Annotated in this window: 25 protein-coding genes; 15 read left to right on the forward strand and 10 right to left on the reverse strand. The window is 66.0% G+C overall.

Annotated features, from left to right (window positions below):
- Positions 1 to 63 precede the first annotated feature (63 nt).
- From mfd to serB, 6 genes are all read left to right on the forward strand, one after another.
- Positions 64 to 3,528, forward strand: coding sequence for a transcription-repair coupling factor (gene mfd / locus N4G42_RS15660; protein ID WP_260667842.1), 3,465 nt, complete (start codon positions 64 to 66; stop codon positions 3,526 to 3,528).
- A gap of 73 nt (positions 3,529 to 3,601) precedes the next feature.
- On the forward strand, positions 3,602 to 4,264 hold the full coding sequence (locus N4G42_RS15665; RefSeq protein ID WP_056064236.1) for a hypothetical protein: 663 nt from the start codon (positions 3,602 to 3,604) through the stop codon (positions 4,262 to 4,264).
- A gap of 97 nt (positions 4,265 to 4,361) precedes the next feature.
- A complete protein-coding gene (locus N4G42_RS15670; protein ID WP_015014749.1) occupies positions 4,362 to 4,616 on the forward strand; it encodes a ParD-like family protein in 255 nt (84 codons plus the stop codon).
- The gene (gene map / locus N4G42_RS15675) at positions 4,613 to 5,410 is read left to right on the forward strand and encodes a type I methionyl aminopeptidase (protein ID WP_260667843.1); all 798 of its coding nucleotides are present in this window, start codon (positions 4,613 to 4,615) and stop codon (positions 5,408 to 5,410) included. Before N4G42_RS15670 ends, map begins: the two co-directional genes overlap by 4 nt.
- Positions 5,411 to 5,508: 98 nt before the next feature.
- Entirely contained in the window at positions 5,509 to 5,697 is a 189-nt protein-coding gene (locus tag N4G42_RS15680; RefSeq protein WP_056747190.1) for a DUF3149 domain-containing protein, read from the forward strand.
- A 159-nt stretch (positions 5,698 to 5,856) separates the two neighbouring features.
- Positions 5,857 to 6,570: a phosphoserine phosphatase SerB gene (gene serB, locus N4G42_RS15685; protein ID WP_056747189.1), complete on the forward strand. Its 714-nt coding sequence runs from the start codon at positions 5,857 to 5,859 to the stop codon at positions 6,568 to 6,570.
- A 92-nt stretch (positions 6,571 to 6,662) separates the two neighbouring features.
- On the opposite strand, the gene N4G42_RS15690 is transcribed toward serB, so the two are convergent.
- Complete coding sequence (locus tag N4G42_RS15690) at positions 6,663 to 7,181, reverse strand: RrF2 family transcriptional regulator (protein WP_056747228.1); 519 nt, start codon at positions 7,179 to 7,181, stop codon at positions 6,663 to 6,665.
- Positions 7,182 to 7,271: 90 nt separating this feature from the next.
- Here N4G42_RS15690 and ytfE point away from each other — a divergent pair, with 90 nt between their 5' ends.
- Complete coding sequence (gene ytfE, locus N4G42_RS15695; RefSeq protein ID WP_260667844.1) at positions 7,272 to 8,021, forward strand: iron-sulfur cluster repair protein YtfE; 750 nt, start codon at positions 7,272 to 7,274, stop codon at positions 8,019 to 8,021.
- Positions 8,022 to 8,038: 17 nt separating this feature from the next.
- Positions 8,039 to 8,533: a group III truncated hemoglobin gene (locus N4G42_RS15700; protein WP_260667845.1), complete on the forward strand. Its 495-nt coding sequence runs from the start codon at positions 8,039 to 8,041 to the stop codon at positions 8,531 to 8,533.
- A 43-nt stretch (positions 8,534 to 8,576) separates the two neighbouring features.
- Here the strand turns inward: N4G42_RS15700 and N4G42_RS15705 are convergent, their stop codons facing one another.
- Complete coding sequence (locus N4G42_RS15705; protein ID WP_165836502.1) at positions 8,577 to 8,750, reverse strand: LiaI-LiaF-like domain-containing protein; 174 nt, start codon at positions 8,748 to 8,750, stop codon at positions 8,577 to 8,579.
- Between the two features lie 37 nt (positions 8,751 to 8,787).
- A complete protein-coding gene (locus tag N4G42_RS15710) occupies positions 8,788 to 9,681 on the reverse strand; it encodes a LysR family transcriptional regulator (RefSeq protein WP_260667846.1) in 894 nt (297 codons plus the stop codon).
- A 126-nt stretch (positions 9,682 to 9,807) separates the two neighbouring features.
- Here N4G42_RS15710 and N4G42_RS15715 point away from each other — a divergent pair, with 126 nt between their 5' ends.
- Both N4G42_RS15715 and N4G42_RS15720 read left to right on the forward strand, forming a co-directional pair.
- Positions 9,808 to 10,389, forward strand: coding sequence for a GNAT family N-acetyltransferase (locus N4G42_RS15715; RefSeq protein ID WP_260667847.1), 582 nt, complete (start codon positions 9,808 to 9,810; stop codon positions 10,387 to 10,389).
- Positions 10,364 to 11,488, forward strand: coding sequence for a branched-chain amino acid ABC transporter permease (locus N4G42_RS15720; RefSeq protein ID WP_260667848.1), 1,125 nt, complete (start codon positions 10,364 to 10,366; stop codon positions 11,486 to 11,488). Before N4G42_RS15715 ends, N4G42_RS15720 begins: the two co-directional genes overlap by 26 nt.
- Here N4G42_RS15720 and N4G42_RS15725 read toward each other — a convergent pair.
- The 3 genes from N4G42_RS15725 to N4G42_RS15735 are packed head-to-tail and all read right to left on the reverse strand — an operon-like array spanning position 11,443 to position 12,498.
- Entirely contained in the window at positions 11,443 to 11,655 is a 213-nt protein-coding gene (locus N4G42_RS15725) for a DUF3820 family protein (protein ID WP_056064258.1), read from the reverse strand. The two genes, N4G42_RS15720 and N4G42_RS15725, sit on opposite strands and share 46 nt — an antisense overlap.
- A gap of 13 nt (positions 11,656 to 11,668) precedes the next feature.
- Positions 11,669 to 12,031 (reverse strand): translation initiation factor Sui1, encoded by a 363-nt coding sequence (locus N4G42_RS15730; protein ID WP_260667849.1) that lies wholly within the window; start codon positions 12,029 to 12,031, stop codon positions 11,669 to 11,671.
- A complete protein-coding gene (locus tag N4G42_RS15735; protein ID WP_056064262.1) occupies positions 12,028 to 12,498 on the reverse strand; it encodes a DUF2721 domain-containing protein in 471 nt (156 codons plus the stop codon). Before N4G42_RS15735 ends, N4G42_RS15730 begins: the two co-directional genes overlap by 4 nt.
- A 239-nt stretch (positions 12,499 to 12,737) precedes the next feature.
- Here N4G42_RS15735 and N4G42_RS15740 point away from each other — a divergent pair, with 239 nt between their 5' ends.
- Positions 12,738 to 14,015 (forward strand): DEAD/DEAH box helicase, encoded by a 1,278-nt coding sequence (locus N4G42_RS15740; protein ID WP_260667850.1) that lies wholly within the window; start codon positions 12,738 to 12,740, stop codon positions 14,013 to 14,015.
- Between the two features lie 59 nt (positions 14,016 to 14,074).
- On the opposite strand, the gene N4G42_RS15745 is transcribed toward N4G42_RS15740, so the two are convergent.
- Positions 14,075 to 14,422, reverse strand: coding sequence for a DUF6172 family protein (locus N4G42_RS15745; RefSeq protein WP_260667851.1), 348 nt, complete (start codon positions 14,420 to 14,422; stop codon positions 14,075 to 14,077).
- Positions 14,423 to 14,511: 89 nt separating this feature from the next.
- Here N4G42_RS15745 and N4G42_RS15750 point away from each other — a divergent pair, with 89 nt between their 5' ends.
- Complete coding sequence (locus N4G42_RS15750; RefSeq protein WP_260667852.1) at positions 14,512 to 15,774, forward strand: sensor domain-containing diguanylate cyclase; 1,263 nt, start codon at positions 14,512 to 14,514, stop codon at positions 15,772 to 15,774.
- Between the two features lie 60 nt (positions 15,775 to 15,834).
- Here the strand turns inward: N4G42_RS15750 and N4G42_RS15755 are convergent, their stop codons facing one another.
- Together N4G42_RS15755 and N4G42_RS15760 are read right to left on the reverse strand one after the other, a co-directional pair.
- The gene (locus N4G42_RS15755) at positions 15,835 to 16,038 is read right to left on the reverse strand and encodes a hypothetical protein (protein ID WP_056747226.1); all 204 of its coding nucleotides are present in this window, start codon (positions 16,036 to 16,038) and stop codon (positions 15,835 to 15,837) included.
- A gap of 85 nt (positions 16,039 to 16,123) precedes the next feature.
- Positions 16,124 to 17,773 (reverse strand): methyl-accepting chemotaxis protein, encoded by a 1,650-nt coding sequence (locus N4G42_RS15760; RefSeq protein WP_260667853.1) that lies wholly within the window; start codon positions 17,771 to 17,773, stop codon positions 16,124 to 16,126.
- A gap of 326 nt (positions 17,774 to 18,099) precedes the next feature.
- Here N4G42_RS15760 and pstS point away from each other — a divergent pair, with 326 nt between their 5' ends.
- From pstS to N4G42_RS15775, 3 genes are all read left to right on the forward strand, one after another.
- Complete coding sequence (pstS, locus tag N4G42_RS15765) at positions 18,100 to 19,167, forward strand: phosphate ABC transporter substrate-binding protein PstS (RefSeq protein ID WP_260667854.1); 1,068 nt, start codon at positions 18,100 to 18,102, stop codon at positions 19,165 to 19,167.
- A gap of 112 nt (positions 19,168 to 19,279) precedes the next feature.
- Positions 19,280 to 20,851 (forward strand): CYTH and CHAD domain-containing protein, encoded by a 1,572-nt coding sequence (locus N4G42_RS15770; protein WP_260667855.1) that lies wholly within the window; start codon positions 19,280 to 19,282, stop codon positions 20,849 to 20,851.
- A 20-nt stretch (positions 20,852 to 20,871) separates the two neighbouring features.
- Positions 20,872 to 21,540: a 3'-5' exonuclease gene (locus N4G42_RS15775; protein ID WP_395453912.1), complete on the forward strand. Its 669-nt coding sequence runs from the start codon at positions 20,872 to 20,874 to the stop codon at positions 21,538 to 21,540.
- Between the two features lie 169 nt (positions 21,541 to 21,709).
- Here the strand turns inward: N4G42_RS15775 and N4G42_RS15780 are convergent, their stop codons facing one another.
- A complete protein-coding gene (locus N4G42_RS15780) occupies positions 21,710 to 23,773 on the reverse strand; it encodes an NADPH-dependent 2,4-dienoyl-CoA reductase (RefSeq protein ID WP_260667931.1) in 2,064 nt (687 codons plus the stop codon).
- Positions 23,774 to 23,862 lie beyond the last annotated feature (89 nt).

The raw sequence follows: 23,862 nt of genomic DNA on the forward strand, positions 1-23,862 counted from the left end.
ATCCAGCCCGTGCGTGTTTCGCGCCCCTGGGGATGCGGTGGGCCCACTGACGACACCGTCCGCATGGAACTCCCCAAACTCTCCCCCGGAAAACGCTTTGCCCTGCCCCGCCCCGTGGGCAGCGCCGACTCCCTGCTGCTGGCACGCCTGGCCGAGCGCGACAAGGCAGCTGGCCACACCACCGCCATCGTCACGTCCGACGCCACCGATGCACAGCGGCTCATCGACGAAATGGCCTTTTTTGCGCCGGGCCTGCGCTGCGCACTGTTCCCCGACTGGGAGACGCTGCCTTACGACACCTTCTCCCCGCACCAAGACCTGATCAGCGAGCGACTGGCCACGCTGTGGCGCATTTCGCAAGGCGAAGCCGATGTCGTGCTGGTGCCCGCCACCACCGCGCTGTACCGGCTCGCGCCGCCCTCCTTCCTCGCGGGCTACACCTTCCACTTCAAGGTCAAGCAAAAGCTCGACGAGGCCAAGTTCAAGGCCCAGCTCACGCTGGCGGGCTACAGCCATGTCTCCCAGGTGGTGAGCCCGGGCGAATACGCGGTGCGCGGCGGGCTGATCGACCTGTTCCCCATGGGCTCGCTCGTACCCTTCCGCGTGGACCTGTTCGACGACGAGATCGACAGCATCCGCACCTTCGACCCCGACAGCCAGCGCAGCCTGTACCCCGTGCCCGAGGTGCGCCTGCTGCCCGGGCGCGAGTTCCCCATGGACGACGAGGCGCGCGCCAAATTCCGCAGCCGCTGGCGCGAGATGCTCGAGGGCGACCCGACCAAAAGCCGCATCTACAAGGACATGGGCGCGGGCGTGGCCACGGCCGGCATCGAGTACTACCTGCCGCTGTTCTTCGACGAGACCGCCACCGTGTTCGACTACCTGGGCGGCGAAGCCACCGTGGTGCTGCACGGCGACCTGGAGCCCGCCTTCCAGCGCTTCTGGCAGGACACGAAAGACCGCTTTCGCCTGGTGCAGGGCGACCCCGAGCGCCCGGTGCTGCCACCCGAGGCGCTGTTCCTGTCGGCCGACCAGTTCTACACGCGCGCCAAGGAGCATGCCCAGCTGTCCATCCGCCCCGGCGTGGAGGACATTGCCGACAACCCGCACTTCCAGAAGCTCGGCGACCTGTCGGTGGTGCGTGGTGCCGAGGACCCGCTGGCCCGTCTGCACGCCCACCTCCGCAACACGCAACACCGCGTGCTGCTGCTGGCTGAGAGCGATGGCCGGCGCGAGAGCCTGCTCGACTTTCTGCGCGCCAGCGGGGTAAACCCGCCGGCCTTTGACTCGCTGGCCGAGTTCCAGGGCGCGGACGACGAGAAGGTGGGCATCGCCACCGCCGGCCTCACCGTGGGCTTCAGCTGGATCGAGGACGGTATCGACTTCGTCACCGAGACCGAGCTCTTCGCCGCCGGCCCCACCACGCGCCGCCGCAAAAAGCAGGAGCAGGTGAGCGACGTCGAGGCGCTGATCAAGGACCTGGCCGAGCTCAACGTGGGCGACCCCGTGGTCCACAGCGCGCACGGCATCGGCCGCTACCGCGGCCTGGTCAACATGGACGTGGGCAACAAGAACCCCGACGGCACGCCCGCCATGCAGGAGTTTTTGCACCTGGAATACGCCGACAAGGCCGTGCTCTACGTGCCCGTAAGCCAGCTGCAGCTGATCAGCCGCTACACCGGCGTCAGCGCCGACGAAGCGCCGCTGCACAAGCTGGGCAGCGGCCAGTGGGAAAAGGCCAAGCGCAAGGCCGCCGAACAGGTGCGCGACAGCGCAGCCGAGCTGCTCAACATCTACGCCCGCCGCGCGGCGCGCGAAGGCCACGCCTTCCGCTACAGCCCGCAGGACTACGAGACCTTTGCCAACGACTTCGGTTTTGAAGAAACCGCCGACCAGAACGCCGCCATCCACGCAGTGATCCAGGACATGATCAGCCCCCGCCCCATGGACCGCCTGGTCTGCGGCGACGTGGGCTTTGGCAAGACCGAGGTGGCGCTGCGCGCGGCCTTCGTGGCCGTCACGGGCGGCAAGCAGGTGGCCTTCCTCGCGCCCACGACCCTGCTGGCCGAGCAGCACTACCAGACGCTGGTGGACCGCTTCAGCAAATGGCCGGTGAAGGTGGCCGAGGTGTCGCGCTTTCGCTCGGGCAAAGAGATCACCGCCGCCATCAAGGGCATCGGCGACGGCACGGTGGACATCGTGGTGGGCACGCACAAGCTGCTCTCCGAATCCACCAAGTTCCACAACCTGGGCCTGCTCATCATCGACGAGGAACACCGTTTCGGCGTGCGCCACAAGGAGCAGATGAAGGCCCTGCGCGCCGAGGTGGACGTGCTGACGCTGACGGCCACGCCCATCCCGCGCACGCTGGGCATGGCACTGGAAGGCCTGCGCGACCTGTCGGTCATCGCCACCGCGCCGCAGCGGCGCCTGGCGATCAAGACCTTCGTGCGCAACGAGGGCACGGGCGTGATCCGCGAAGCGGTGCTGCGCGAACTGAAGCGCGGCGGGCAGGTGTACTTCCTGCACAACGAGGTGGAGACCATCGAGAACCGCCGCCAGAAGCTCGAAGAAATATTGCCCGAGGCCCGCATCGCCGTGGCCCACGGCCAGATGCCTGAGCGCGAACTGGAGCGCGTGATGCGCGACTTCGTCGCCCAGCGCTACAACATCCTGCTGTGCTCGACCATCATCGAGACCGGCATCGACGTGCCTACGGCCAACACCATCATCATGAGCCGCGCCGACAAGTTCGGCCTGGCGCAGCTGCACCAGCTGCGCGGCCGCGTGGGCCGCAGCCACCACCAGGCGTACGCCTACCTCATGGTGCCCGACACCGAGGGCCTGACCAAGCAGGCCGCGCAGCGGCTCGATGCGATCCAGCAGATGGAAGAACTGGGCAGCGGCTTCTACCTGGCCATGCACGACCTGGAGATCCGCGGCGCCGGCGAGGTGCTGGGCGAGAACCAGAGCGGCAACATGCTGGAGGTGGGCTTCCAGCTCTACAACGAGATGCTCAACGAAGCCGTCAAGGCGCTCAAGGCAGGCAAAGAACCCGACCTGCTCTCGCCCCTGTCGGTCACCACCGACATCAACCTGCACGCCCCCGCCCTGCTGCCCGACGACTACTGCGGCGACGTGCACCTGCGCCTGTCGTTCTACAAGAAGCTGGCCACGGCCAAGACGCCCGACCAGATCGACGGCCTGCTCGAAGAGATCGTGGACCGCTTCGGCAAGCTGCCGCCGCAGGCGCAGACCCTCATCGACGTCCACCGCCTGCGCGTGCTGAGCCAGCCCTACGGCGTGGTCAAGGTGGATGCCGCCCCGGGCGTCATCAACATCACCTTCAAGCCCCAGCCGCCCATCGACCCGATGCGCATCATTGAACTGATTCAGAAGAACAAGCACATCAAGCTGGCGGGCAACGAGAAGCTGCGCATCGAGCGCGAGCTGAAGGAGCCCAAGGACCGCGCACAGATGGTGCGGGACATTCTGCGCAGCCTGGGGCAACCCGTGGTGGCTGCATAGCACTTTACAAGCCAGAGAGGCCACAAGCGCTAGTGAATCATGCGCTGATAGCTATCAAAAGAGAAGCAAAACAATGTGGCTGGAGTCTCTTGTCGCGCTGGTGGCCCTGACTACCGCCTTGGTCACGCGGCCCTGGCGCTTGCTGGCCAGCCGCACGCCGCTGGAGCACGAGTCCCATGGCGCGGCGTCCCCGCTGTGGACGCCATTGCTCGCCACGCTGGTGTTTCTGCCCTGGCTGTGGGCGCTGCCCACACTGCACGCCATGCCGCTGCAATTGCAATGGTCGGGCGCGTGCCTCGTGGTGCTGATGCTGGGCTGGCCGCTGGCCATCCCCGTGCTGCTGGCGGTGGGCACCATTGCGGGCCTGCTCTCACCCGCCCTGGACTGGGCCGATGCGCTGGGCGCCGCCATCTGGCTGGGCGTGGTGCCCGCCACGCTGGCCCTGGCGCTGGGCGCGCTGGTGCGGCGCTTTGTCGGTACGCAGCCATTTGTGTACGTGCTGGGCCGCGCGTTTCTGGGCACCGTGGCCTGCGTGTTTGCTGCTGGTGTGCTGTCGCAATGGACCGGGCACCTGTTGCCGGGTGTGGGCAACGAACTGTCTCTGGTGGCCCGCTGGCTCATGGCCTGGGGCGACGGGTTTGTGACGGGCATGCTCACCGCGATTTTTGTGGCCTTCAAGCCCGAGTGGCTGGCCACGTGGTCCGACCAGCTCTATCTGAAGCGCCCTCCGCAGTAGCGCTGCCGGGCATCAGCGCAGTGTTGCCAACGCGCACCACAGGGACTGCAGACACGCAGCGATACGAAACATATATGTTTCGCATACAATTCGCTGCATGGGTATTGTCAAAATTTCAGACCAAATGCACGAGAACCTGCGCGTTGCCAGCAACGCCCTGTCTCGCTCCATCAACGCACAGGCAGAACACTGGATGCGCATCGGCATGCTGGCCGAGCTGCATCCCAACCTCGACCACAGCGACATCTGCCAGCTGCTGATCCGCGCCGAACAGGCCGGGGGCTTTGATCTGGACACGGTGGCGGCCTCCGTGGCCGCCAAGCCGGGCCACAGCGGGCGGCGTGTTCAATGAAGTCGTCCCGCGTCACCCTGCGCTCCCCCGCCGAAATCGCCCAGGCGCGTGAGGCCGGCCGCCTGGCCGCCCGCGTGCTACACATGATCACGCCGCACGTGCAGCCCGGCGTCAGCACCGAGGCACTGGACCGGCTCTGCCACGACTACATCGTGAACGAACTGCAGGTCACCCCCGCCAACGTGGGCTATCTGGGGTATCCCAAAACGGTGTGCACCTCAGTCAACCATGTGATCTGCCACGGCATTCCGTCGCCCGGGCAGGTGCTCAAGGCGGGCGACATCATCAACATCGATGTGGCCATCATCAAGGATGGCTGGTTTGGTGACACCAGCCGCATGTACTTTGTGGGCGAGCCCAGCCCGCTGGCGCGCCGCCTGGTGGACACCACCTACGAGGCCATGTGCGCGGGCATTGCCCAGGTACGCCCCGGCGCCACGCTGGGCGATGTGGGCCATGCCATACAGACCGTGGCCCACCGCGAGCGGTTCAGTGTGGTGCGCGAATACTGCGGCCATGGCATCGGGCAGATCTACCACGACGAGCCCCAGGTGCTGCACTACGGGCAGCGCGGCCAGGGCCTGCGGCTGGAGGAAGGCATGGTCTTCACCATCGAGCCCATGATCAACGCCGGCAAGCGCGATACGCAGGAGCTGGCCGACGGCTGGACCGTGGTCACCCGCGACCGCTCGCTGTCCGCCCAGTGGGAACACATGGTGGCCGTGACGGCCGAGGGGTTCGAGGTGCTCACGCCCTGGCCCGAAGGCACTGGCCGCTATCCCGCCATGGTTTGACCTGCATCTTGCCCGCACGCCGCAGTCTTTGACACAGCACAAGCAGCCGCCGCAGGGACCGTCCGATAGTGGGGAACACCATCACAAGGAGGGTCTCCATGAAGCTGCTGAACGATCTGTTTTCCACCGACTACGGCCTGATGAGCATCATCGGCATCGGGTTCATGATCTGCATGGCCGCATTTTTTGTACGCATGTTCCTGGTCAAGATGAACGAGCCGCCCCAGCCCAACCCAGCCGCCAAGGCCCTCAAAGGCGGCGGCCAGAACCTGCCGCATCCCCGCTGAGGCACAGGATCTGGCGAGAGCCGCGCACGGGGCGCGGCCTCTGCCGCCCAGTCTCCGGGGTAGCGCCTGGAGCGAGCGTGGCGGGCACGGCGGGAACAAAAGCCTGCCGGGGATACCATTGCGGGTTCTTACCCCGCATTTGTTCCCCCTTTTTCTGCCATGACCCACGCAACCGAATTCGCCCCTGGCCTCGTCATCCAGGGCATCGAGCCTCCGCTGTCCCTGTCCGCCTACAAGCTCATCGCTTTTGACATGGACTCCACCCTCATCAACATCGAGTGCGTGGACGAAATCGCCGATGCCGCCGGCCGCAAGGCCGAGGTGGCCGCCATCACCGAGGCAGCCATGCAGGGCGTGATCACCGACTACAAGGAGAGCCTGCGCCAGCGTGTGGCCCTGCTCAAGGGCGTGACGGTGCAGCACATGGAGCAGGTGTTCACCGAGCGTCTGCGTTTCAACCCCGGCGCCAAGGAGCTGATCACCGCCGCCAAGGCTGCGGGCCTCACCACGCTGCTGGTCTCGGGCGGCTTCACCTTCTTTGCCGACCGCGTGAAGGCGGGCCTGGGCATCGACTTTGCGCGCTCCAACATGCTGGAAGTGCAAGACGGTCAACTGACGGGCCGCATGGTGGACCAGGCCTGGGGCGACATCTGCGACGGCGCAGAAAAGCGCCGTACGCTGCTGGAAGTGGCCTCGCTCATGGGCATTTCGCCGCAGCAGGCGATTGCCGTTGGCGACGGCGCCAACGACCTGCCGATGATGGGTGCCGCCGGCCTGTCTGTGGCCTACCACGCCAAGCCCGCCGTGCGTGCACAGGCCAAGGTGGCCATCAACCAGGGCGGGCTCGACCGCTTGCTGGAAGTGCTGCGCTGAGCGGCGTGGCGCCTCAGTACGTAGAGGGCGCCACTGGATACTATTAATTTGATAGCTATCCAGGTATGTAGCACTAGCGCATCACGCCGTTTTTATTCAAACCCAGGTGCATCGGGCAATCCGGGCACCAACGAGGCCCTGCGGCGGGCACTGCCGGCGCGCGGGGCGGCCACCGTGGCCAGCAGCGCCACACCCTGGGGTGACGTGGGCGCCACCAGGTCCGCCAGCGTCACGCCATCCAGCACCTCCAGATAGGCCTGCATGGCCTGGCCCAGCACCCCTTTGAGCCGGCAGTGGCTGCTCAGGCGGCACTGGTTGGAGGCAGGGTCAAAACATTCCACCAGGTTGAAGTCCGTCTCGGTGGCACGCACCACCGCGCCAATGTGGATGGACGACGCCGGCACCATCAGCCGCATGCCACCGCCCCGCCCGCGCGTGGTCTCCAGCAGGCCCTGCGCCGACAACTGCTGCACGATCTTCATCAGGTGGCTGCGCGAGATGCCATAGCCCTCGGCCACCTCCGTGATGGTGACGGGCTGCGCCCGCCCCTCGGTGGCGGCGCAATACATCAGCACGCGCAGCGTGTAGTCGGTCCATTGGGTCAGTCGCATGGGTTTGCCGCAGATCAATCAAAAAGATGCATACATCCTGAATTTTATTCGCTAAAATATTCACACGATATGAATCTTTAAAGGACCACCATGAACGCCCGCATCGACACCCTGCACGCCACAGCCCCCACCACCCCACTGCCGCTGAGCGCCGAGCAGCAGATCGGCCAGATCGCCGTGCAGTTGCCGGGCGCCACGGCGGTGTTTCGGCGCCTCAAGCTGGACTTCTGCTGCGGTGGCCAGGTGAGCCTGGCCAAGGCGGCTGCCGACAAGGGGCTGGACGCCGACGCCGTGCTGGCCGAGCTGGCGGCCCTGCAGCGCAGCGACGCCGTGCCCGAGGCAGCGTCGCCCAGCGCGCTCATCGACCACATCCTGGCGCGCTACCACGAGGTGCACCGCCAGCAGCTGCCCGAGCTGATCCGCATGGCCCGCCGCGTGGAGGCCGTGCACCGCGACCACCCGCAGGTGCCGGTTGGCCTGGCCGACCACCTGGAGGCCATGCACGAAGAGCTGCTGTCGCACATGCTCAAGGAAGAGCAGGTGCTGTTCCCCATGCTCAAGAACGGCGGCAACCCGTTTGTGGGCCAGCCCATCGGCATGATGCGCGCCGAACATGTGGACCATGGCGAGGCGCTGGACAAGCTCAACGCGCTGACGAATGACGCCACGCCTCCCCAAGGCGCATGCAACACCTGGCGCGCGCTCTACGCGGGCATTGCCCAGCTGGGCGACGACCTCATCAACCACATCCACCTGGAAAACAACGTGCTGTTTCCGCGGTTCGAAGCCAGCGCTGCACCCGCGCAAGCTTGTGCTACGTCAACCTGCGGCTGCCAGTGAGCCAGCACACTGCCGCCATGACCGAAGAAGCCCACCCTACACAGACCGCCGGCAAGCTCGCCCCCAGCGCGGAGAGCATCACGCAACTGGTGCACGGCTTTTACGGGGATGTGCGGCGCGACCCGCTGCTGGGTCCGGTGTTTGAAAAGGCCCTGCACGGCCACTGGGACGCCCACCTGCAGCGCCTGGTGGACTTCTGGAGCACCGTCGCGCTGGGCGCCCGCAGCTTCAAAGGCGATGTCTTCGGCAAACACATGGCGCTGGAGGGCGTCACGCCCGCCCACTTTGCGGCCTGGGTGGCGCTGTGGCAACAGCACACCAATCGCTTGTTTGCGCCGGAGGTCGCGCACGACCTGCAGGTGGCGGCCCATGGCATTGCACGCAACCTGTTCCGGGGCTACTTTGCGAACGACCCCGGTTTTGTGCAGCCCCGCGACGAGGGCCATGGGCGCCATAGGCGCGATGAGCACGGCGCCCGCCACCAGGGCAGCGAAGAAACCCAGCGAGGTTGAAGACTGCCGACTGGCAACGCGGTCGCCAGCGCCCGCTTCTGGCTTATTTGCCCTTGTTGCCTGGCGTGAAGAACAGCGCCAGACCCACTGCTATCAGCGCCACAGGCCACCACACCCGCAGCAGCTCGCGCAGGCTGATGCTGATCAGTCCCAGGTTGGTCAGCAGAAAAAACACGCCCAGCACGACCAGAACGATCGCAGCGATATTGCCCTTCATGTGCATTCCCTCGGTGTGGTTGTTGGTATGGCCGCGATTATGGCGGGCTGGACAACTGCGCGCCCAGGTAATCCACCCACACGCGCACCTTGGGCGACAGATGGCGGCTGGAAGGCCACAGTGCCCGGAACTGGCGGGCCGGGCCCAGGTGCGGCTCCAGCAGGCTCACCAGCCGCCCTTCGGCCAGGGCATCGCGCACCAGAAAGTCGGGCATACAGGCAATACCGATCCCCCGCAGGGTGGCACCCAGAACGGCTTCGATGTTGTTGCAGGCCAGCACCGTGCGAAGGCGTGGCTCGTCGCTGCCCAGGTCCTCGCGCCACGGCCAGTCGAGCAGCTTGCCGGAATCCGGGTGGCGAAAGCGCACGCAGGCATGCCGCTCCAGGTCGCGCAGTGCAGCGGGCGTGCCGTGGCGCTCCAAGTAGCTGGGCGCAGCGCACAGCAGCAGCCGAAAGGTCTGCAAGGGCCGCGACACCAGGCGTGAATCGCGCAGGTCGCCACTGCGAATCGCCACGTCGATGCCTTCGTCGATCAGGTCGATCGCTCGGTCGCTGAACGTGATGTCCAGCTCCACCTCGGGGTAGCGCGCCAGAAACTCCGGCACCAGGGGCATCAGGAAGTGGTAGCCCACGATGGGCGCACTCACCCGCAGCTTTCCCCGTGGTGTCTCCCGCGAGAGCGACAGCATGGCCTGCGCGTCGTCCAGGTCGTCCAGCACGCGCCGGCAGCGCTCATGGAACAGGCGCCCCTCTGCCGTCAGCTGGATGCGCCGGGTGCTGCGCTGCAATAGGCGCACGCCCACCTCCTGCTCCAGCCGCGCCACGCCCTTGCCCACCGCAGACGCCGATATCTCCAGCGCCCGTCCGGCGGCCACAAAGCTGCCCAGCTCTGCTGTTTTCACAAAGGCCAACATGCCACTGAGCTTGTCCATCTGCGTTTTTCACTCCGGTTGAGCACAGCCAATTCAGTCTTTTCATTCCGCAATAAAAGGAATGAAAGCCACTTTTTGGCTGATTCGATCCAGTCTAACCTTCTTGCACTTCCACACATTCACGCCATGCCGAACCCGTCATTCCTTCGCGCCGACTCTGCCAGCACCTGCGAAACCCGAACGTCGCTGATGGGTTTGCAGGCTGAATATCTGCGCTGGGTGCATGGCGAAATAGCCCGGTGCTTTCCGGCCCTCTCCCCGCGTGCCGGCTTGCCGCTGCCACCGGAGGACCTGCCCAGATTGAAGGTCTCCCACACCGAAAACCGGCCAAACAGCGCGTACTACCTGATCGCCGTGAATGGCGAAGCCGCAGGCATGTGTGGCCTGCGGCCCTTGGGCGCAGGCACCGTCGAAGTCAAGCGCCTGTACGTCCGCCCCGCCTACCGGGGCCTGCATCTCGGTTCGTCGGCACTGCGCAAGCTGTACGCAGATGCCTTTCAGGCGGGCTACACCCGCATTTGCCTGGACACCGCCCTTTTCATGCAGGCAGCACACCGCCTGTACGAAGCCCACGGCTACGCCGACTGCGCGGCCTACGAAGGCACCGAGGTGCCGCTGGCACTGCACAGCCACTGGCGCTTCATGCAGCGTCCCATCCACCGCCCCAGCCACGGCATCACCCATGAGCACGATCTTCGAACGGCGTAGCACGCAAGCAGGCCTGGTCCTCGCAGTGCTCCTGCTGCCCCTGGTACTGCAACCCTTCGGCCACCACTGGGTGCGCGTTGCTGACGTCAGCCTGCTGTACGTCATGCTGGCACTGGGCCTGAACGTGGTGGTGGGTTATGCAGGCCTGCTGGACCTGGGGTATGTGGCCTTCTACGCACTGGGTGCCTACCTGTTTGCCCTGCTGACCTCACCCCACCTGACCGACCACTTTGCGTGGATCGCTGCGCTGTTCCCGCAGGGGCTGCACGCCCCCTGGTGGGTGACCATCCCGCTGGGCGCGGCATGCGCGGCCCTGCTCGGCATACTGCTGGGAGCCCCCACCCTCAAGCTGCGGGGGGACTACCTGGCCGTGGTCACCCTGGGCTTTGGCGAAATCGTGCGCCTGCTAGTCATCAACATGAGCCACCCCGTCAACATCACGCAGGGCGCCCAGGGTCTGGGCTTGATCGACCCGGTGCACATCCTGGGGGCGGACCTGGGCCGCCCCCTGGTGGTGGCGGGCCATGAGGTGGCGTCGGTCACGCTGTACTACTACCTGTTTCTGGCGCTGGTGACGCTCACCATCGTTGTCTGTCTGCGCCTGCAACACTCCCGCATCGGCCGCGCATGGATGGCTATCCGCGACGATGAGACCGCAGCCCGTTCCATGGGCATCAACACCCGCAACCTCAAGCTGCTGGCCTTCGGCGTGGGCGCCAGCTTCGGCGGAGTGACAGGCGCCATGTTTGCGGCTTTTCAGGGCTTTGTTTCCCCCGAGGCCTTCAGCCTACAGGAGTCTGTGCTTATCGTTGCCATGGTGGTGTTTGGCGGCATGGGGCATATCCCCGGGGTGGTCCTGGGAGCCGTGCTACTCGCAGCGTTGCCAGAGGTGCTGCGCTATGTGGTCGGCCCCCTGCAGGCAGCAACGCACGGGCTACTGGATGCGGGCGTGATGCGCCCGCTGCTGATTGCCTTGGCCATGATCGTCACCATGTTGTGGCGCTCCAGCGGCCTGTGGCCAGCGCCCGACGCAGCGCAGGCACTGGGGAAGAATCACCGCCCCCGCAAGGGCCGCAGCAGGTCCGACAGCCCGTTGTGATCAATCTCGTGCATCAGCGCCAGCAACTGGCCCAACTCGCCCTTGGGAAACCCCTCGCGCGCAAACCAGTTGAGGTAGTTGCCCGGCAGGTCCGCCAGCAGCGTGCCTTTGTGCTTGCCGTACGGCATCTCGGTGGTGACCAGGCGTTGCAGTTTGTCTGCGTCCATTGCCCTGGGCTCCTCAACCGCCTGCGCGCTTGACCTTGTGGCCCAGCTTCTGCAGCGCGGTCATCACGCGTTCCACGTGGTCGCCCTGCACCTCGATCACGCCGTCCTTCACCGTGCCGCCGCTGCCACAGGCGGCCTTGAGCTGCTTGCCCAGCTGCTCCAGCGCAGTCTCGTCCACCAGCACGCCTTTGACCAGGGTGACCGCCTTGCCGCCGCGCCCTTTGGTCTCGCGCGATACGCACACGATGCCATCACCCGTGGGCTGGGGCTTGTTCTGCTTGCAGGTGCACTGCGCCACCGGCTGGCGGCAGGTGGGGCACATGCGGCCCGACTCGGTGGAATACACCAGGCCGCCCAGGTCTGCCAGAGACTTCATGGTTTCTTCCCTTCCACCTCTTGCTGCAGCATGTGAAAGTCGAGCAGGCGCGTGGCCAGCAGCGTCTCGGTCAGAAAACACACCAGCGCCAGCAAAAAGCACGCAACGCCCGCCAGAAACCCGCCCACCGCAAGGCGGCTGGACTGAAAGTCGGTGGTTTCGCCCAGGAACAGCAGGATGATGGTCGTGCCAATGAGGAAGGCACAAAACGTCAGCAGCGCAATACAACCGTTGGCCAGCCGTCCACGCAAACGCAAGTCCGCCAGCTCCTTGTAAGCACGGGCCAGAAATTCGGGTTCGGCATTGACGCGCGCGCGGTCTTCCACCACACGCGCCCGGTCAATGATCCGGGCCAGGCGGCCGGCCACCGCGCCGATCATGCCGGACACCGCAGTGAGCAAAAACACGGGTGCCACCGCCAGCTGGATGCCGTGGGTGATGGCGGAGGTATCTAGGGGCAAAGCCATGGGGTTCGGGTCCGGGAAAACTGTCAACGAAAAACGGGGCGGCCCGATTATCGGTTGCCCAACGCAGGGGCCGAGCACTCGCATTCCCTGCAATCTTGCAGGTGCAAGGCGCGCATTGCTGGCCTGTGAGAAGGCACCGGGCAAGAGGGCATCGGGCAAACGCGGCGACAATGCGGGCCATTACTGCTTTGTCCGCGCTGCCTTGCGTGCCCTCCTCAACGCATTCCCAGCGCCTTTCCATGCCTTTTGCCTCCCTCGGTCTGTCCCCCGCCCTTGTCCATGCCGCCGCCAAGGCGGGCTTTGTGGCGCCCACGCCCATTCAGGCGGGCGCCATTCCGGCCATCCTGCAGGGGGTAGATCTGCTGGGTGCCGCACAGACGGGCTCGGGCAAGACGGCGGCATTTGCCCTGCCCTTGCTGCAGCAGCTGCAGCTCAGCGCCACTGGCGGCCCGCGCCGGGTGCGCGCCCTGGTGCTGGTGCCCACCCGTGAACTGGCAGCGCAGGTGGGAGAAGTGCTGCGCAGCCTGGCGCAGCACCTGCAGCAACCGCTCAAGATCGCCATCGTGTTCGGCGGCGTGTCGATCAATCCGCAGATGCTGGGCCTGCGCGGCGGCGCCGACATTGTGGTGGCCACGCCGGGCCGCCTGCTGGACCTGGTGGACCACAACGCGCTGCGCCTGTCGGCCGTGGCACACCTCGTGCTGGACGAAGCAGACCGGCTGCTGGACCTGGGCTTTGCCGAGGAACTGCAGCGCGTGCTGGCGCTGTTGCCAGCCCGGCGGCAGAACCTGTTTTTCTCGGCCACATTCCCAACCGCGGTGCAGGCGCTGGCCGATGGCCTGCTGAAGCAGCCGGTGCGCGTGGAGGTGCCCCACACACCGGGTAACGAGCCCGCCATCGAACAACGCGCCATTGCGGTGGACGCCAGCCGCCGCACCCAGTTGCTGCGCCACCTGGTCAAGGAGCACAACTGGTCGCGCGTGCTGGTGTTTGTGGCCACGCAATACGCGGCCGAGCATGTGGCCGAGAAGCTGTACAAGGCGGGCATCTTTGCATCGCCCTTCCACGGCGGCCTGAGCCAGGGCGCGCGCAACCAGGTGCTGCAGGAGTTCAAGGACGAGCGCTGGCAGGTGGTCGTGACCACCGACCTCGCAGCACGCGGCATCGACATTGCGCAGCTGCCTGCCGTGGTGAACTACGACCTGCCCCGATCGGCCGTGGACTATGTGCACCGCATCGGCCGCACCGGCCGGGCGGGCGAGAGCGGCATGGCCGTGAGCTTTGTGACCGCCGATGCCGAGGCGCATTTCCGGCTGATCGAAAAACGCCAGCACCTCACCATCCCACGCGAGCAGATTGCGGGCTTTGAACCCACCGAGGCTCCCGCGCCCGCACCATCCACCGACCCCGGGGGCACCGGCGGCATCAAGGGCAAACGCCCCAGCAAAAAGGACAAGCTGCGCGCAGCAGCGGCGCAGGCAGCCGATGCCCCCGCTGCCCACAAAAAAGGCCCCTGAAAGGGGCCTGCAGTGCTTGACTGAGGGTGAGCGGGGTGGCATCCACCCAGCGCCAGGGCTTACGCGCCTTCTTCGTCGTCCGCGTCCAAGCCATCTGGCCCGCTGTGTGAAGCCTCACCAGCCAGACGGGGTGTGCGCTTGCCGGGCTTGGCCAGAATTTCCACATAGAACTGGGCGCCGCCCTCGGCGGCCACGCCGTTGATCAGCCCGGTCAAGGCGGCCAGGTGCGCCACGGCGGCGTCTTCTTTGGTGCGGCCAAACTGGCAGTCAAAGTCCCAGAAATCGGCGCCTTCGGGCAGGTCGCGGCGCCGTTCGCGCTTGATGTACTTGCGGATTTCGTGCTTGACGGCATCTAGAACGCGATCGCGGTTCTTGCCTTCAACGTGGAGTTGGAAAGTTTTTCTCATGGGCGATAGTACCGCCTGCGACAGGTGCCGTTTCACACCGGCGCATCCAGGTGCCACAATGGTGCATTACTTTTGGTTACCACCAGCCCATGAACCACGACCTGCGCCTGCTGCACCTGTTGCCAGCGGCTGTGCTTGTCACACAACAGGGCGCCATCCGCTTTGCCAACGCCGCCAGCATGGAGTTGCTGGAGGCGCCCAGTATCGACAGCCTGATCGGGCGGCTGTCTGGCGACTTTGTGCACCCCCTGGACCAGGTGCGCTCCACCAACCGCATCCAGCAAGTAGCCGTGCCCGAGCAGGCCGGGCGGCCCAACAAATCCTCCGAGTTCCGTATCCGCACCGAGCGCGGGAACTTGCGCATGGTGCTGATCAGCAGTGTGGCCATTGAATGGGACGGTGCCCCCGCCGTGCTCATGTGCGGCATGGACATGACACACCAGAGCGAGATCGAGGCCCAGCTGCGCGAGAGCGAGCAGAACTTCCGGCGCCTGTTCGAGAACATGCAGGACGTGTACTACCGCACCGATGCGCAGGGCATCGTGCAGCATGTGGGTCCGGGCGTGCGCCGGGTGCTGGGCTACGAGCCCCACGAAATCGAAGGCCGCACGGCCGAGTCGTACTACCCCCAAAGCAAAGACCGCGACGCGTTCAAGGCCGCGATCATGGAACACGGCGAGGTGTCGGACTTTCCGGGCCAGATGGTGCGGCGCGATGGCACGGTGATCGACATCTCTATCAGCAGCCATGCGCTGTACGACCATGCAGGCAATTTTGCGGGGGTCGAAGGCATCTACCGCGACGTCACGCAGCGCAAGAACCTGGAGCGCGAGCTGCAGCGTCTGGCCACCACCGACATGCTGACGGGCATTGCCAACCGCCGCGCGTTTCTGGAATGCGCCGAGTCGGCCTATGCCCATTCACGCAGCAACGGCGAGCCGCTGACGTTGCTGATGTTGGACCTGGACCACTTCAAGGCCATCAACGACCGTTTTGGCCACCTGGAGGGCGACCGGGCGCTGCTGGCGTTTGCACAGGCCATCAAGGGCCAGTTGCGTGCCAGCGATGCTGTGGGCCGCCTGGGCGGCGAAGAGTTTGGCGTGCTGCTGCCGCTGACCACACTGGCCGAGGGCCTGGAGGTGGCCACGCGCATGCTGCGTAGTGTTAGCGCGCTGGAACTGACGGACGAAGCAGGCCACTGCTACTGCGTGACCACCAGCCTGGGGGTGAGCACCTTCCGCCAGAGCGATCGCAGCCTGCGCGACATGCTCGACCGCGCCGACCAGGCGCTGTACCTGGCCAAGCACCGGGGACGCAACCAGGTGGCTTCGCTCGAGACGCTGGACGAGTGATCATTTCAGTCGCCCTGATCGGTGAGAGATCAGGGCCATGCAGCATGCCAAGGCACCTGTTCAAAGGCGCATGCGTTCCTGTTGCAGGTTCCACAGGCAGGCGGCGATGCGCAGCAGCATCTCCATCACCTGCTCCGAGCCGCTGCAGGACAGCTCCAGATCATCAATGAGCATCGCCAGCTGGGAGATGGCGTCTTCGGGTGCGGCAGCGCCACCACTGCGCGCCACCTCGGCAATCGCGATCAATACGTCGGTGCGGTTCATGGCGCAGGTCTTGGCGTGGTGGGTGGCAATGTCTCAGTCATTGGCTGCATAGGCCACGCGATGCAGAGACCACGCCGCCGCCGGGCTAGCGGGCCGGGATGGCCAGTTGCGCGCGACTGCCAGCCCCGCCCTCCAGAGCCACAGCAGGGGGCAACCCTGCCGTTTCCAGCAAGGGTGCGCCTGCACCAGGCAGGCGCATATCCGGCGTCAGGCGGAACTGGTGAATCACCTCCAGCAGGCGCCTCACCTGATTCTTCATGCCGGTCGAGGCAGACGAACTGTCATCCACCAGCGCAGCGTTCTGCTGCGTGGCCGCGTCCAGCTGGCGCACGGCCTCTCCGATCTGGGCAATGCCCCGGGCCTGCTCCTGCCCGGCATCCTTGATGGCGGTGATGAGCGACACCACTTGGTTCACATGGTGCACGGTGTTGGCCACGCGCTCGCCCGCCTGCCCCACCAGGGTGGACCCGCGCTCCACACCCTGCACGCTGGCCGAGATCAGGCCGCGAATCTCCCGGGCCGCCATGCTGCTGCGCTGCGACAGGCCCCGCACCTCGCCAGCCACCACGGCAAAGCCCCGGCCCTGTTCACCCGCACGCGCGGCCTCCACCGCCGCATTCAGCGCCAGCAGATTGGTCTGGAAGGCGATGTCGTCGATCACCTTGATGATGTCCGTGATCTTCTGCGACTGGGTCTTGATCTCCTGCATGGTGGCGATCACATCGCGCATCACGCTGCCGCCTTCGTTGGCCACGCTGCTGGCCTCCTGCGCCAGGGCGGTGGCACGTTGGGCGTTGTCGGTGTTGTGCTGCACCGTGATGGTCAGCTGCTCCATCGACGCGGCCGTCTCCTGCAGATTGGATGCCTGCACCTCGGTGCGGCGTGCCAGGTCTTCGGTGCCGCCCGCCATCACCACGGCCTCGTGGGCGACCGTCTCGGTGCTGGCGCGCACCTCGGTGATCACGCGCACCAGCTGGTGGTTCATCTCACGCAGGGCCCCCAGCAGCTCGGCGGTCTCGTCGTTGCCACGCACATCGATCTGCGCCGTCAGGTCGCCCCCCGCCACGGTGCGTGCCAGCACCACGGCCTGACGCAGCGGCCGCGAGATCGAACGGGTGATGACCCAGGCCATCGCAGCACCTGCCAGCAATGCCAGGGCGGTGGCGGCCAGCATCCACCAGTGGATGGTGTCGCTCATGGCGCGCGCCCCGGCAAACTCTGCCGCAGCCACGTTGATCTGCAGCGCCACTAGGCGCTCGATGGCGTCCTGCACCTTGAGCGCGTTGGGGCGGATCTGGGTGATGTACAGCTCCGAGCCGTCGTCGTACTTGCCGGCTACCAGCGCGGCCGACGCCGGGATCAGGCCCTGGTCCAGATAGGTGGCATTGGCATCGGCAAAGGCCTGCGCCAGGGCCTGCTCCTCGGCCCCCAGGGGCTTGGCGGCGTACTCCTTCCACAGGGCCTGGATGCGCTCGACATTGGCGGTCAGGGCAGCGTGGCTGGCCTCCAGGTTGCTGGTGCCGGGGTCCATCAGCATGTCCATCACCAGCACGCGGTTGCGCTGCGTCAGGTGGCTGATCTCGGCCAACACGCCCATGGGCACGGTGCGATCGCCATACAGGGCAGCGCTGCGCTCGGTCAACCGCTTGGCCCCGCTGATGCCACCGGCCGCCAGGGCCGATATCAGCAACAGCAGCACGGCAAAGGCCAGGGCCAGGCGGGTACCAATTTTCATTTTTTGAAGCATCTGAATCTTTCGTGAAGGTCCACCAGGGCGCCGCCGCCTTGTGGGAGCGAACGCGTGTTGCTGCGGGGGGTAAGCCAACCACCCGCCGTGCAACAAGCCCCCGATGGGATGCGAAAGATACTAATTGTTTCAAATGACAGATTAGTGACTCAGCAAGAAACCTTCGCCGTTCAGGCCAATGCTTCAAATCGCTGTCATTTTGCTAGGATCGGCACCGAAATCTGCCTGTCCGCTCAATGAACACGCGTGGATTTCACTGCACCCGAAATCGTGCATGGCATATCGTTATTCATAAAAACCATTACATAAAACACATGAAATATATTTACTTTCTTCTGCTGGCAACCCTGGCCCTTGTGCAGGCGGGGCTGGCCAGCGCGCAGACCGTGACGGGCGCTGGTTCGTCGGCGGCGGCGCCCATCTACCGCAGCTGGGCCAAGGCCTATGCCAAGGCCACTGGCAGCGCGGTGGACTACGACCCGGTGGGTTCCAGCGCGGGCATGAAAAAAATCCAGCAACAGGCCGTCGGTTTTGGCGCGACAGACGTGTACCCCGCAGAAAAGGACTTGCTGGAGCACGGCCTGCTGGCGCTGCCAGTGGCCATCACCGGCATCAGCCCCATCGTCAACCTGCCCAAGGTGCAAAGCACCCAGCTGCGCCTGACGGGCGAGGTGCTCAGCCGCATCTTCATGGGCGAGATTACCCGCTGGCACGCGGCCGAGATCGCCGCACTGAACCCCGATGTCTCCCTGCCCGACCTGCCGATCAAGGTGGTGGTGCGCGCCGATGGCTCGGGCACCACCTACAACTTTGCGGACTACCTGGGCAAGGTGAGCCCGCAATGGAAAAAAACTTACGGCGCCAAAACCAGCATTGCCTGGCCTGCGGGTGTGCTGGCCTTCAAGGGCAGCGACGGCGTGGCCAAGGGCGTGCGCGACACGGTGGGCGCCATCGGGTACGTGGACCACGGCTATGTGGCGGAATACGGTCTGACCACTGTGCAGATGAAAAATGCCGACGGCAGTTATGTCAAACCCTCCATCGACGCCTTCAAGGCTGCACTGACCAACAGCGATTGGTCGGCCACCGGAGTTTTCCACACCACCTTGACGCAGCGGCCCGGTAAATCGGCCTGGCCCATCACCATGGGCACGTTTGTGGTGTTCCCCAAGGTCACGCAGAACCCCGACCAGACAGCCCAGGCGCTCCGGTTCATCCTCTGGTCGTTTTTCAATGGCGACACCCTGGTGCAAGAAAATAATTTTGTCCGCCTGCCAGACCGGGTTCAGGCGTCGGCATTCAAAATCATCACGTCCATCCGGGATAATCAAGGAAAACCGCTGGGCATGAGCTTGATATCCTCCTTCAATCGCCCTTCATAATCAATACACCCTCACTTGAATCATTGATTTTCCATTATTTGCGGATAACCTCTGCGCGCCCTTCATCCGGCGCGGCCCTGCGATGGGGATACCACGGGATAATGCAGCCACCATGGAAATCGAATTCAAGTTCTGCATCCCGCCCGACCGTCTGGCTGCCGTGCAAGCGGCAGTACGCCGGGGCCGGTGTGTCGCCATCCGCATGGAGGCCCGCTACTTCGACACGCCCGACGGTGCACTGGCGTCACGCGGCATAGCGTTTCGCCTGCGGCGCGAGGGCGACCAGTGGGTGCAAACCGTCAAGGCGCTGGGCGATGGCCCGCTGGACCGGCAGGAGCACAACGTCGCACGCGGCCCCGCCATAGAAGGCATCGCGCCCGAACCCCTGCCCCAGTTGCACAGTGGCACCGTGGCAGGCGCCCGGCTGCAGCAGGCCCTGCAAGCCGCTTGTGGCCCCCTCGTCGAAACCTATGGCACCGAGATGGACCGGCTGACACGCGATATCACCCGCCAGGGAGCGGTGGTCGAGCTGGCGCTGGACACCGGCCGGGTGGTGGCCCACCGGGGCACGCCCCAGCAGGCACAGGCCCCCATTTGCGAGCTGGAGCTGGAACTCAAGGCCGGGCCGGTGGCGGGTCTTGCAGCGCTCGCCGCGCAGTGGGCCACGCGGCACGGGCTGTATCTGAGCACCGTGTCCAAGGCCGAACGGGGCGAGCGCCTGCTGGCACCAGCTGGCAGTCCATCGGGCATTCCCATTCCATCTGACAGCCCAGCCAGCAGTGGTTCGCCCCGCAAGGCCCGACCCCGCTCCCCCCTGTACCAGCAACTGCCCGCCGGGCAGGCCCTGCAGCGCGCCGTGGTGGCGCAGTGCCTGCAGCAGATCCTCGGCCCCGCCAGCGACATTGCCGAAGGTGCGAGTGATGAGGAGCAGCTGCACCAGCTGCGCATCGGCATCCGCCGCCTGCGCACCGCCCTGCGCGAGCTGGCGCCGCTGGCCCCAGGCAACTTTGACCCCGCCTGGGAGCCGCCCCTGGTCCAGGTGTTCCAGCAGCTCGGCCACCTGCGGGACCGCAACCAGGTGATGCAACGCATCGGTGCCGAACTGCAGGCCGCCGGAGCGCCGCCCCTGTACACCCACCCGAACGACACCGCCGGGCTGGTGGCCCAGGCCGCACAACAGACCGTGCGCGATGCGGCCTTCCAGGAAGCGCTGGTGTATCTGATGGCCTTTACCACCCCAGGGCTGTATGCCACGGGCAGCGCCCCCGCGGGCCTCGACGCCCGTGCCACGCGCCGCCTGCTGCAGCAGCGCCTGCGCGCACTGCACGCCCAGGTGCAAAAAGGCGCACGGGGTTTTGCCACGCGCACGCCCCAGGCACAGCACCGGCTGCGCAAACGCCTCAAACGCCTGCGCTATCTCACAGAGTTCGTGGCGCCCGCGCTGGATGCACACAGCGCCCGGTTTCTGGACAGCCTGCAGCCAGCGCTGTCGGCATTGGGCCGCCTCAATGACGAGCGTGTGGCGGCGGCGCTGTACCGCGAGCTTGCAGAGTCCGGCGACCTGAAGGCCTGGTTTGGCGCAGGCTGGCTGGCGGGGCGGCAGGCCCAGTCGGTGGCGGCTTGTGAGCAAGCCCTGGGTCAGATGGAGGAAGCCCCCCGATTGCGCAAAACCGGCAAACGCTGAAGGGACACCCACACGGCACAATGGACTGCATGACGGCCTCTCCTCCTTCGCGGCGCCAGCCGCCCTCCGCGCCCCGCCACCCCTCGGCGCGCACCACCCAGCGCCCCACGCCAGACAAAGACCAGATCGCGCTGCTGGAACCCTTTGAACGCCTGGGCATGGACCGCATTGCGCTGGTCGCCACGCCTGCACAGGCCGACCAGGCTTGCAAGGCGCTGGCCAGCGCCAGTGCCTGGGGTTTTGACACCGAATCCAAGCCCACCTTTGTGCGCGATGAGCCGTCGGACGGGCCGCACATCGTGCAACTGGCTACGCTGGAGCGGGCCTGGGTGTTCCAGCTGCACGACCCCGGCTGCCGAGCGCGCGTGGCCGAGCTGCTGGCCCTGCAGGGTGTGACCAAGGCGGGCTTTGGGCTGGGTGACGACACCAAGCGCATCCAGCACAAGCTGGGCGTGCAACCCGCCGATGTGCTGGAGCTGAACACCGTGTTCCGCCAACGCGGCTACCGCAAGGACATGGGCGTGAAAGGGGCCGTGGCGGTGCTGTTCAACCGGCGCTTCATCAAGTCCAAAAAAGCCGCCACCTCCAACTGGGCCAACGCCCGGCTGAGCGAGGCCCAGCTGGTCTATGCGGCCAACGACGCGTGGGCAGCGCTGCGGGTGTTCAACGCCCTGAATCTGTCCGCCTGAGGGATAAGGAGAGCACAGCCGCCGTGACCCATCACGGCAGTCGCCATCCTATATTCACTATCAAAAATATAGCTGCTCAGGCATATTCCACTAGCGCTACCAGCCTAAAAGGCCTCAATAACACGCCTGACAGGCCCTGTGAGCCCCTGCAGGCGATGTACGCACCGACCTACAGCCGGGCTGCCAGCCGCGCCGCCTGGTCGATGGCGCGCTTGGCGTCCAGCTCGCCGGCCTCCAGCGCACCACCGATGAGGTGGGGCTTGCGGCCCTGGGCCTCCAGGTCCTGCGCCAGGCTGCGCAACGGCACCTGGCCCGCGCACAGGACCACGGTGTCGCAAGGGATCCAGGTCGGGTCTTCGCGCTTCTCGCCGTACGAGACCAGCAGCCCTTCGTCGGCAATGCGCTCGTAGTTCACGCCACCCACCATCTCCACCGCTTTCATCTTCAGCACGGTGCGGTGGATCCAGCCCGTGGTCTTGCCCAGGCCGCCGCCCAGCTTGCCCTTCTTGCGCTGCAGCAGCGTCACCTGCCGTGCAGGGGGCGTCACACGCGGGCCGCTGGCGGCCAGGCCACCGCGCGCCTCGGCCGGGTCGGTGATGCCCCATTCGGCCTTCCAGGCGGGCAAATCGAGCGTGGTGGAGGGGTGCTCACCATGCGTGAGGAACTCGGCCACATCAAAGCCGATGCCGCCCGCGCCGATGATGGCCACGCGCTCGCCCACCGGCTTGCCGTGGCGCAGCACGTCGATGTAGCTCAGCACCTTGGGGTGGTCCTGGCCGGGGATCTTCGGGTCACGTGGCTCCACGCCGGTGGCGACGATGACATCGTCAAAGCCCGCCAAGTCGGCGGCTGCGACCTTGCGGTTCAGGTGGAGCTGAACGCCCGTGTCCTCCACGCGTGTGGCCAGGTAGCGCAGCATTTCGTGGAACTCTTCCTTGCCCGGAATCACCTTGGCCATGTTGAGCTGGCCGCCGATGGCGGGCGCCGCATCGAACAGATGGACCTCGTGACCACGCTCGGCAGCCACCGTGGCAGCGGTGAGGCCTGCAGGCCCCGCGCCCACCACCGCGATGCGCTTGCGCGATGCGGGCGTGGCAATCGGGCGATAGACCAGCTCCGTCTCATGGCAAGCACGCGGGTTGACGAGGCAGCTGCTGGTCTTGTTCTGGAACACATGGTCCAGGCAGGCCTGGTTGCAGGCGATGCAGGTGTTGATGCGGTCAGCCCGGCCTTGCGCGGCCTTCTTCACAAACGCCGCATCGGCCAGCAGGGGCCGCGCCATGGACACCATGTCGGCACAGCCATCGGCCAGCACCTGCTCGGCCACCTCGGGCGTGTTGATGCGGTTGGACGTGACCAGCGGCGTGGTGATGCCTGCCGCCGCAAACTCGGCCTTCATCTTTTGCGTGACCCAGGCAAACGCTGCGCGCGGCACGCTGGTGGCAATGGTGGGCACCCGCGCCTCATGCCAGCCAATGCCGGTGTTGACGATGTTGGCGCCGCCCGTGGCCACGGCCTTGCCCAGGGTGACGATCTCGTCCCACGCGCTGCCGCCGGGCACCAGGTCGATCATCGACAGGCGGTAGATGATGATGAAGTCCGGCCCCACGGCCTCGCGCATGCGGGCCAGAATCTCCACCGGCAGCCGCATGCGGTGGCTGTAGTCGCCGCCCCAGGCATCGCGCCGCAGGTTGGTGGCTTGCGATAGAAACTGGTTGATGAAATAGCCCTCCGAGCCCATCACCTCCACGCCGTCGTAGCCCGCCTCGCGCGCCTTCACTGCACAGCGCACGAAGGCGCGGATCTGGCGCTCCACCCCGCTCGCCGACAGCGCGAACGGCGTGAACGGCGAAATCGGCGACTGCAGCCGCGACGGCGCCACCGCCAGCGGGTGGTAGGCATAGCGGCCCGTGTGCAGGATCTGCAGTGCGATCTTGCCGCCCGCCTCGTGCACAGCCTCGGTCACCACGCGGTGGCGCTTGGCCGCGCCCGAGGTCGCCAGCGTGCCCGCAAACGGTTTGGCCCAGCCCGCGATGTTGGGTGCGAACCCGCCCGTCACGATCAGGCCTACATCCCCCTCGGCCCGCTCGCGGAAGTACGCCGCCATGCGAGACAGGTCGCGCCCGTCCTCCAGCCCGGTGTGCATGGAGCCCATGAGCACACGGTTCTTGAGGGTGGTGAAGCCCAGATCGAGCGGGGCAAGCAGGTGCGGGTACAACGCGGCACCAGGCATGGAGGCAGCGGCTGCAGCGGCGGCAGGAGCGGCCATGGGAGGAGAGGAATGCATGGAAGGATCGTGAACTAGAAGTAGTTTCTAGAACT

It is taken from the genome of Acidovorax sp. K2F (genome assembly GCF_025246485.1).
Taxonomy (GTDB): Bacteria; Pseudomonadota; Gammaproteobacteria; order Burkholderiales; family Burkholderiaceae_C; genus Acidovorax; species Acidovorax delafieldii.

Excerpts from the sequence above, each read along its gene's own strand:
- mfd (WP_260667842.1), top strand. The coding sequence starts at position 64 with ATGGAACTCCCCAAACTCTCCCCCGGAAAACGCTTTGCCCTGCCCCGC.
- N4G42_RS15665 (WP_056064236.1), top strand. The coding sequence starts at position 3,602 with ATGTGGCTGGAGTCTCTTGTCGCGCTGGTGGCCCTGACTACCGCCTTG.
- N4G42_RS15670 (WP_015014749.1), top strand. The coding sequence starts at position 4,362 with ATGGGTATTGTCAAAATTTCAGACCAAATGCACGAGAACCTGCGCGTT.
- map (WP_260667843.1), top strand. The coding sequence starts at position 4,613 with ATGAAGTCGTCCCGCGTCACCCTGCGCTCCCCCGCCGAAATCGCCCAG.
- N4G42_RS15680 (WP_056747190.1), top strand. The coding sequence starts at position 5,509 with ATGAAGCTGCTGAACGATCTGTTTTCCACCGACTACGGCCTGATGAGC.
- serB (WP_056747189.1), top strand. The coding sequence starts at position 5,857 with ATGACCCACGCAACCGAATTCGCCCCTGGCCTCGTCATCCAGGGCATC.
- N4G42_RS15690 (WP_056747228.1), bottom strand. The coding sequence starts at position 7,181 with ATGCGACTGACCCAATGGACCGACTACACGCTGCGCGTGCTGATGTAT.
- ytfE (WP_260667844.1), top strand. The coding sequence starts at position 7,272 with ATGAACGCCCGCATCGACACCCTGCACGCCACAGCCCCCACCACCCCA.
- N4G42_RS15700 (WP_260667845.1), top strand. The coding sequence starts at position 8,039 with ATGACCGAAGAAGCCCACCCTACACAGACCGCCGGCAAGCTCGCCCCC.
- N4G42_RS15705 (WP_165836502.1), bottom strand. The coding sequence starts at position 8,750 with ATGAAGGGCAATATCGCTGCGATCGTTCTGGTCGTGCTGGGCGTGTTT.
- N4G42_RS15710 (WP_260667846.1), bottom strand. The coding sequence starts at position 9,681 with ATGGACAAGCTCAGTGGCATGTTGGCCTTTGTGAAAACAGCAGAGCTG.
- N4G42_RS15715 (WP_260667847.1), top strand. The coding sequence starts at position 9,808 with ATGCCGAACCCGTCATTCCTTCGCGCCGACTCTGCCAGCACCTGCGAA.
- N4G42_RS15720 (WP_260667848.1), top strand. The coding sequence starts at position 10,364 with ATGAGCACGATCTTCGAACGGCGTAGCACGCAAGCAGGCCTGGTCCTC.
- N4G42_RS15725 (WP_056064258.1), bottom strand. The coding sequence starts at position 11,655 with ATGGACGCAGACAAACTGCAACGCCTGGTCACCACCGAGATGCCGTAC.
- N4G42_RS15730 (WP_260667849.1), bottom strand. The coding sequence starts at position 12,031 with ATGAAGTCTCTGGCAGACCTGGGCGGCCTGGTGTATTCCACCGAGTCG.
- N4G42_RS15735 (WP_056064262.1), bottom strand. The coding sequence starts at position 12,498 with ATGGCTTTGCCCCTAGATACCTCCGCCATCACCCACGGCATCCAGCTG.
- N4G42_RS15740 (WP_260667850.1), top strand. The coding sequence starts at position 12,738 with ATGCCTTTTGCCTCCCTCGGTCTGTCCCCCGCCCTTGTCCATGCCGCC.
- N4G42_RS15745 (WP_260667851.1), bottom strand. The coding sequence starts at position 14,422 with ATGAGAAAAACTTTCCAACTCCACGTTGAAGGCAAGAACCGCGATCGC.
- N4G42_RS15750 (WP_260667852.1), top strand. The coding sequence starts at position 14,512 with ATGAACCACGACCTGCGCCTGCTGCACCTGTTGCCAGCGGCTGTGCTT.
- N4G42_RS15755 (WP_056747226.1), bottom strand. The coding sequence starts at position 16,038 with ATGAACCGCACCGACGTATTGATCGCGATTGCCGAGGTGGCGCGCAGT.
- N4G42_RS15760 (WP_260667853.1), bottom strand. The coding sequence starts at position 17,773 with ATGAAAATTGGTACCCGCCTGGCCCTGGCCTTTGCCGTGCTGCTGTTG.
- pstS (WP_260667854.1), top strand. The coding sequence starts at position 18,100 with ATGAAATATATTTACTTTCTTCTGCTGGCAACCCTGGCCCTTGTGCAG.
- N4G42_RS15770 (WP_260667855.1), top strand. The coding sequence starts at position 19,280 with ATGGAAATCGAATTCAAGTTCTGCATCCCGCCCGACCGTCTGGCTGCC.
- N4G42_RS15775 (WP_395453912.1), top strand. The coding sequence starts at position 20,872 with ATGGACTGCATGACGGCCTCTCCTCCTTCGCGGCGCCAGCCGCCCTCC.
- N4G42_RS15780 (WP_260667931.1), bottom strand. The coding sequence starts at position 23,773 with ATGCCTGGTGCCGCGTTGTACCCGCACCTGCTTGCCCCGCTCGATCTG.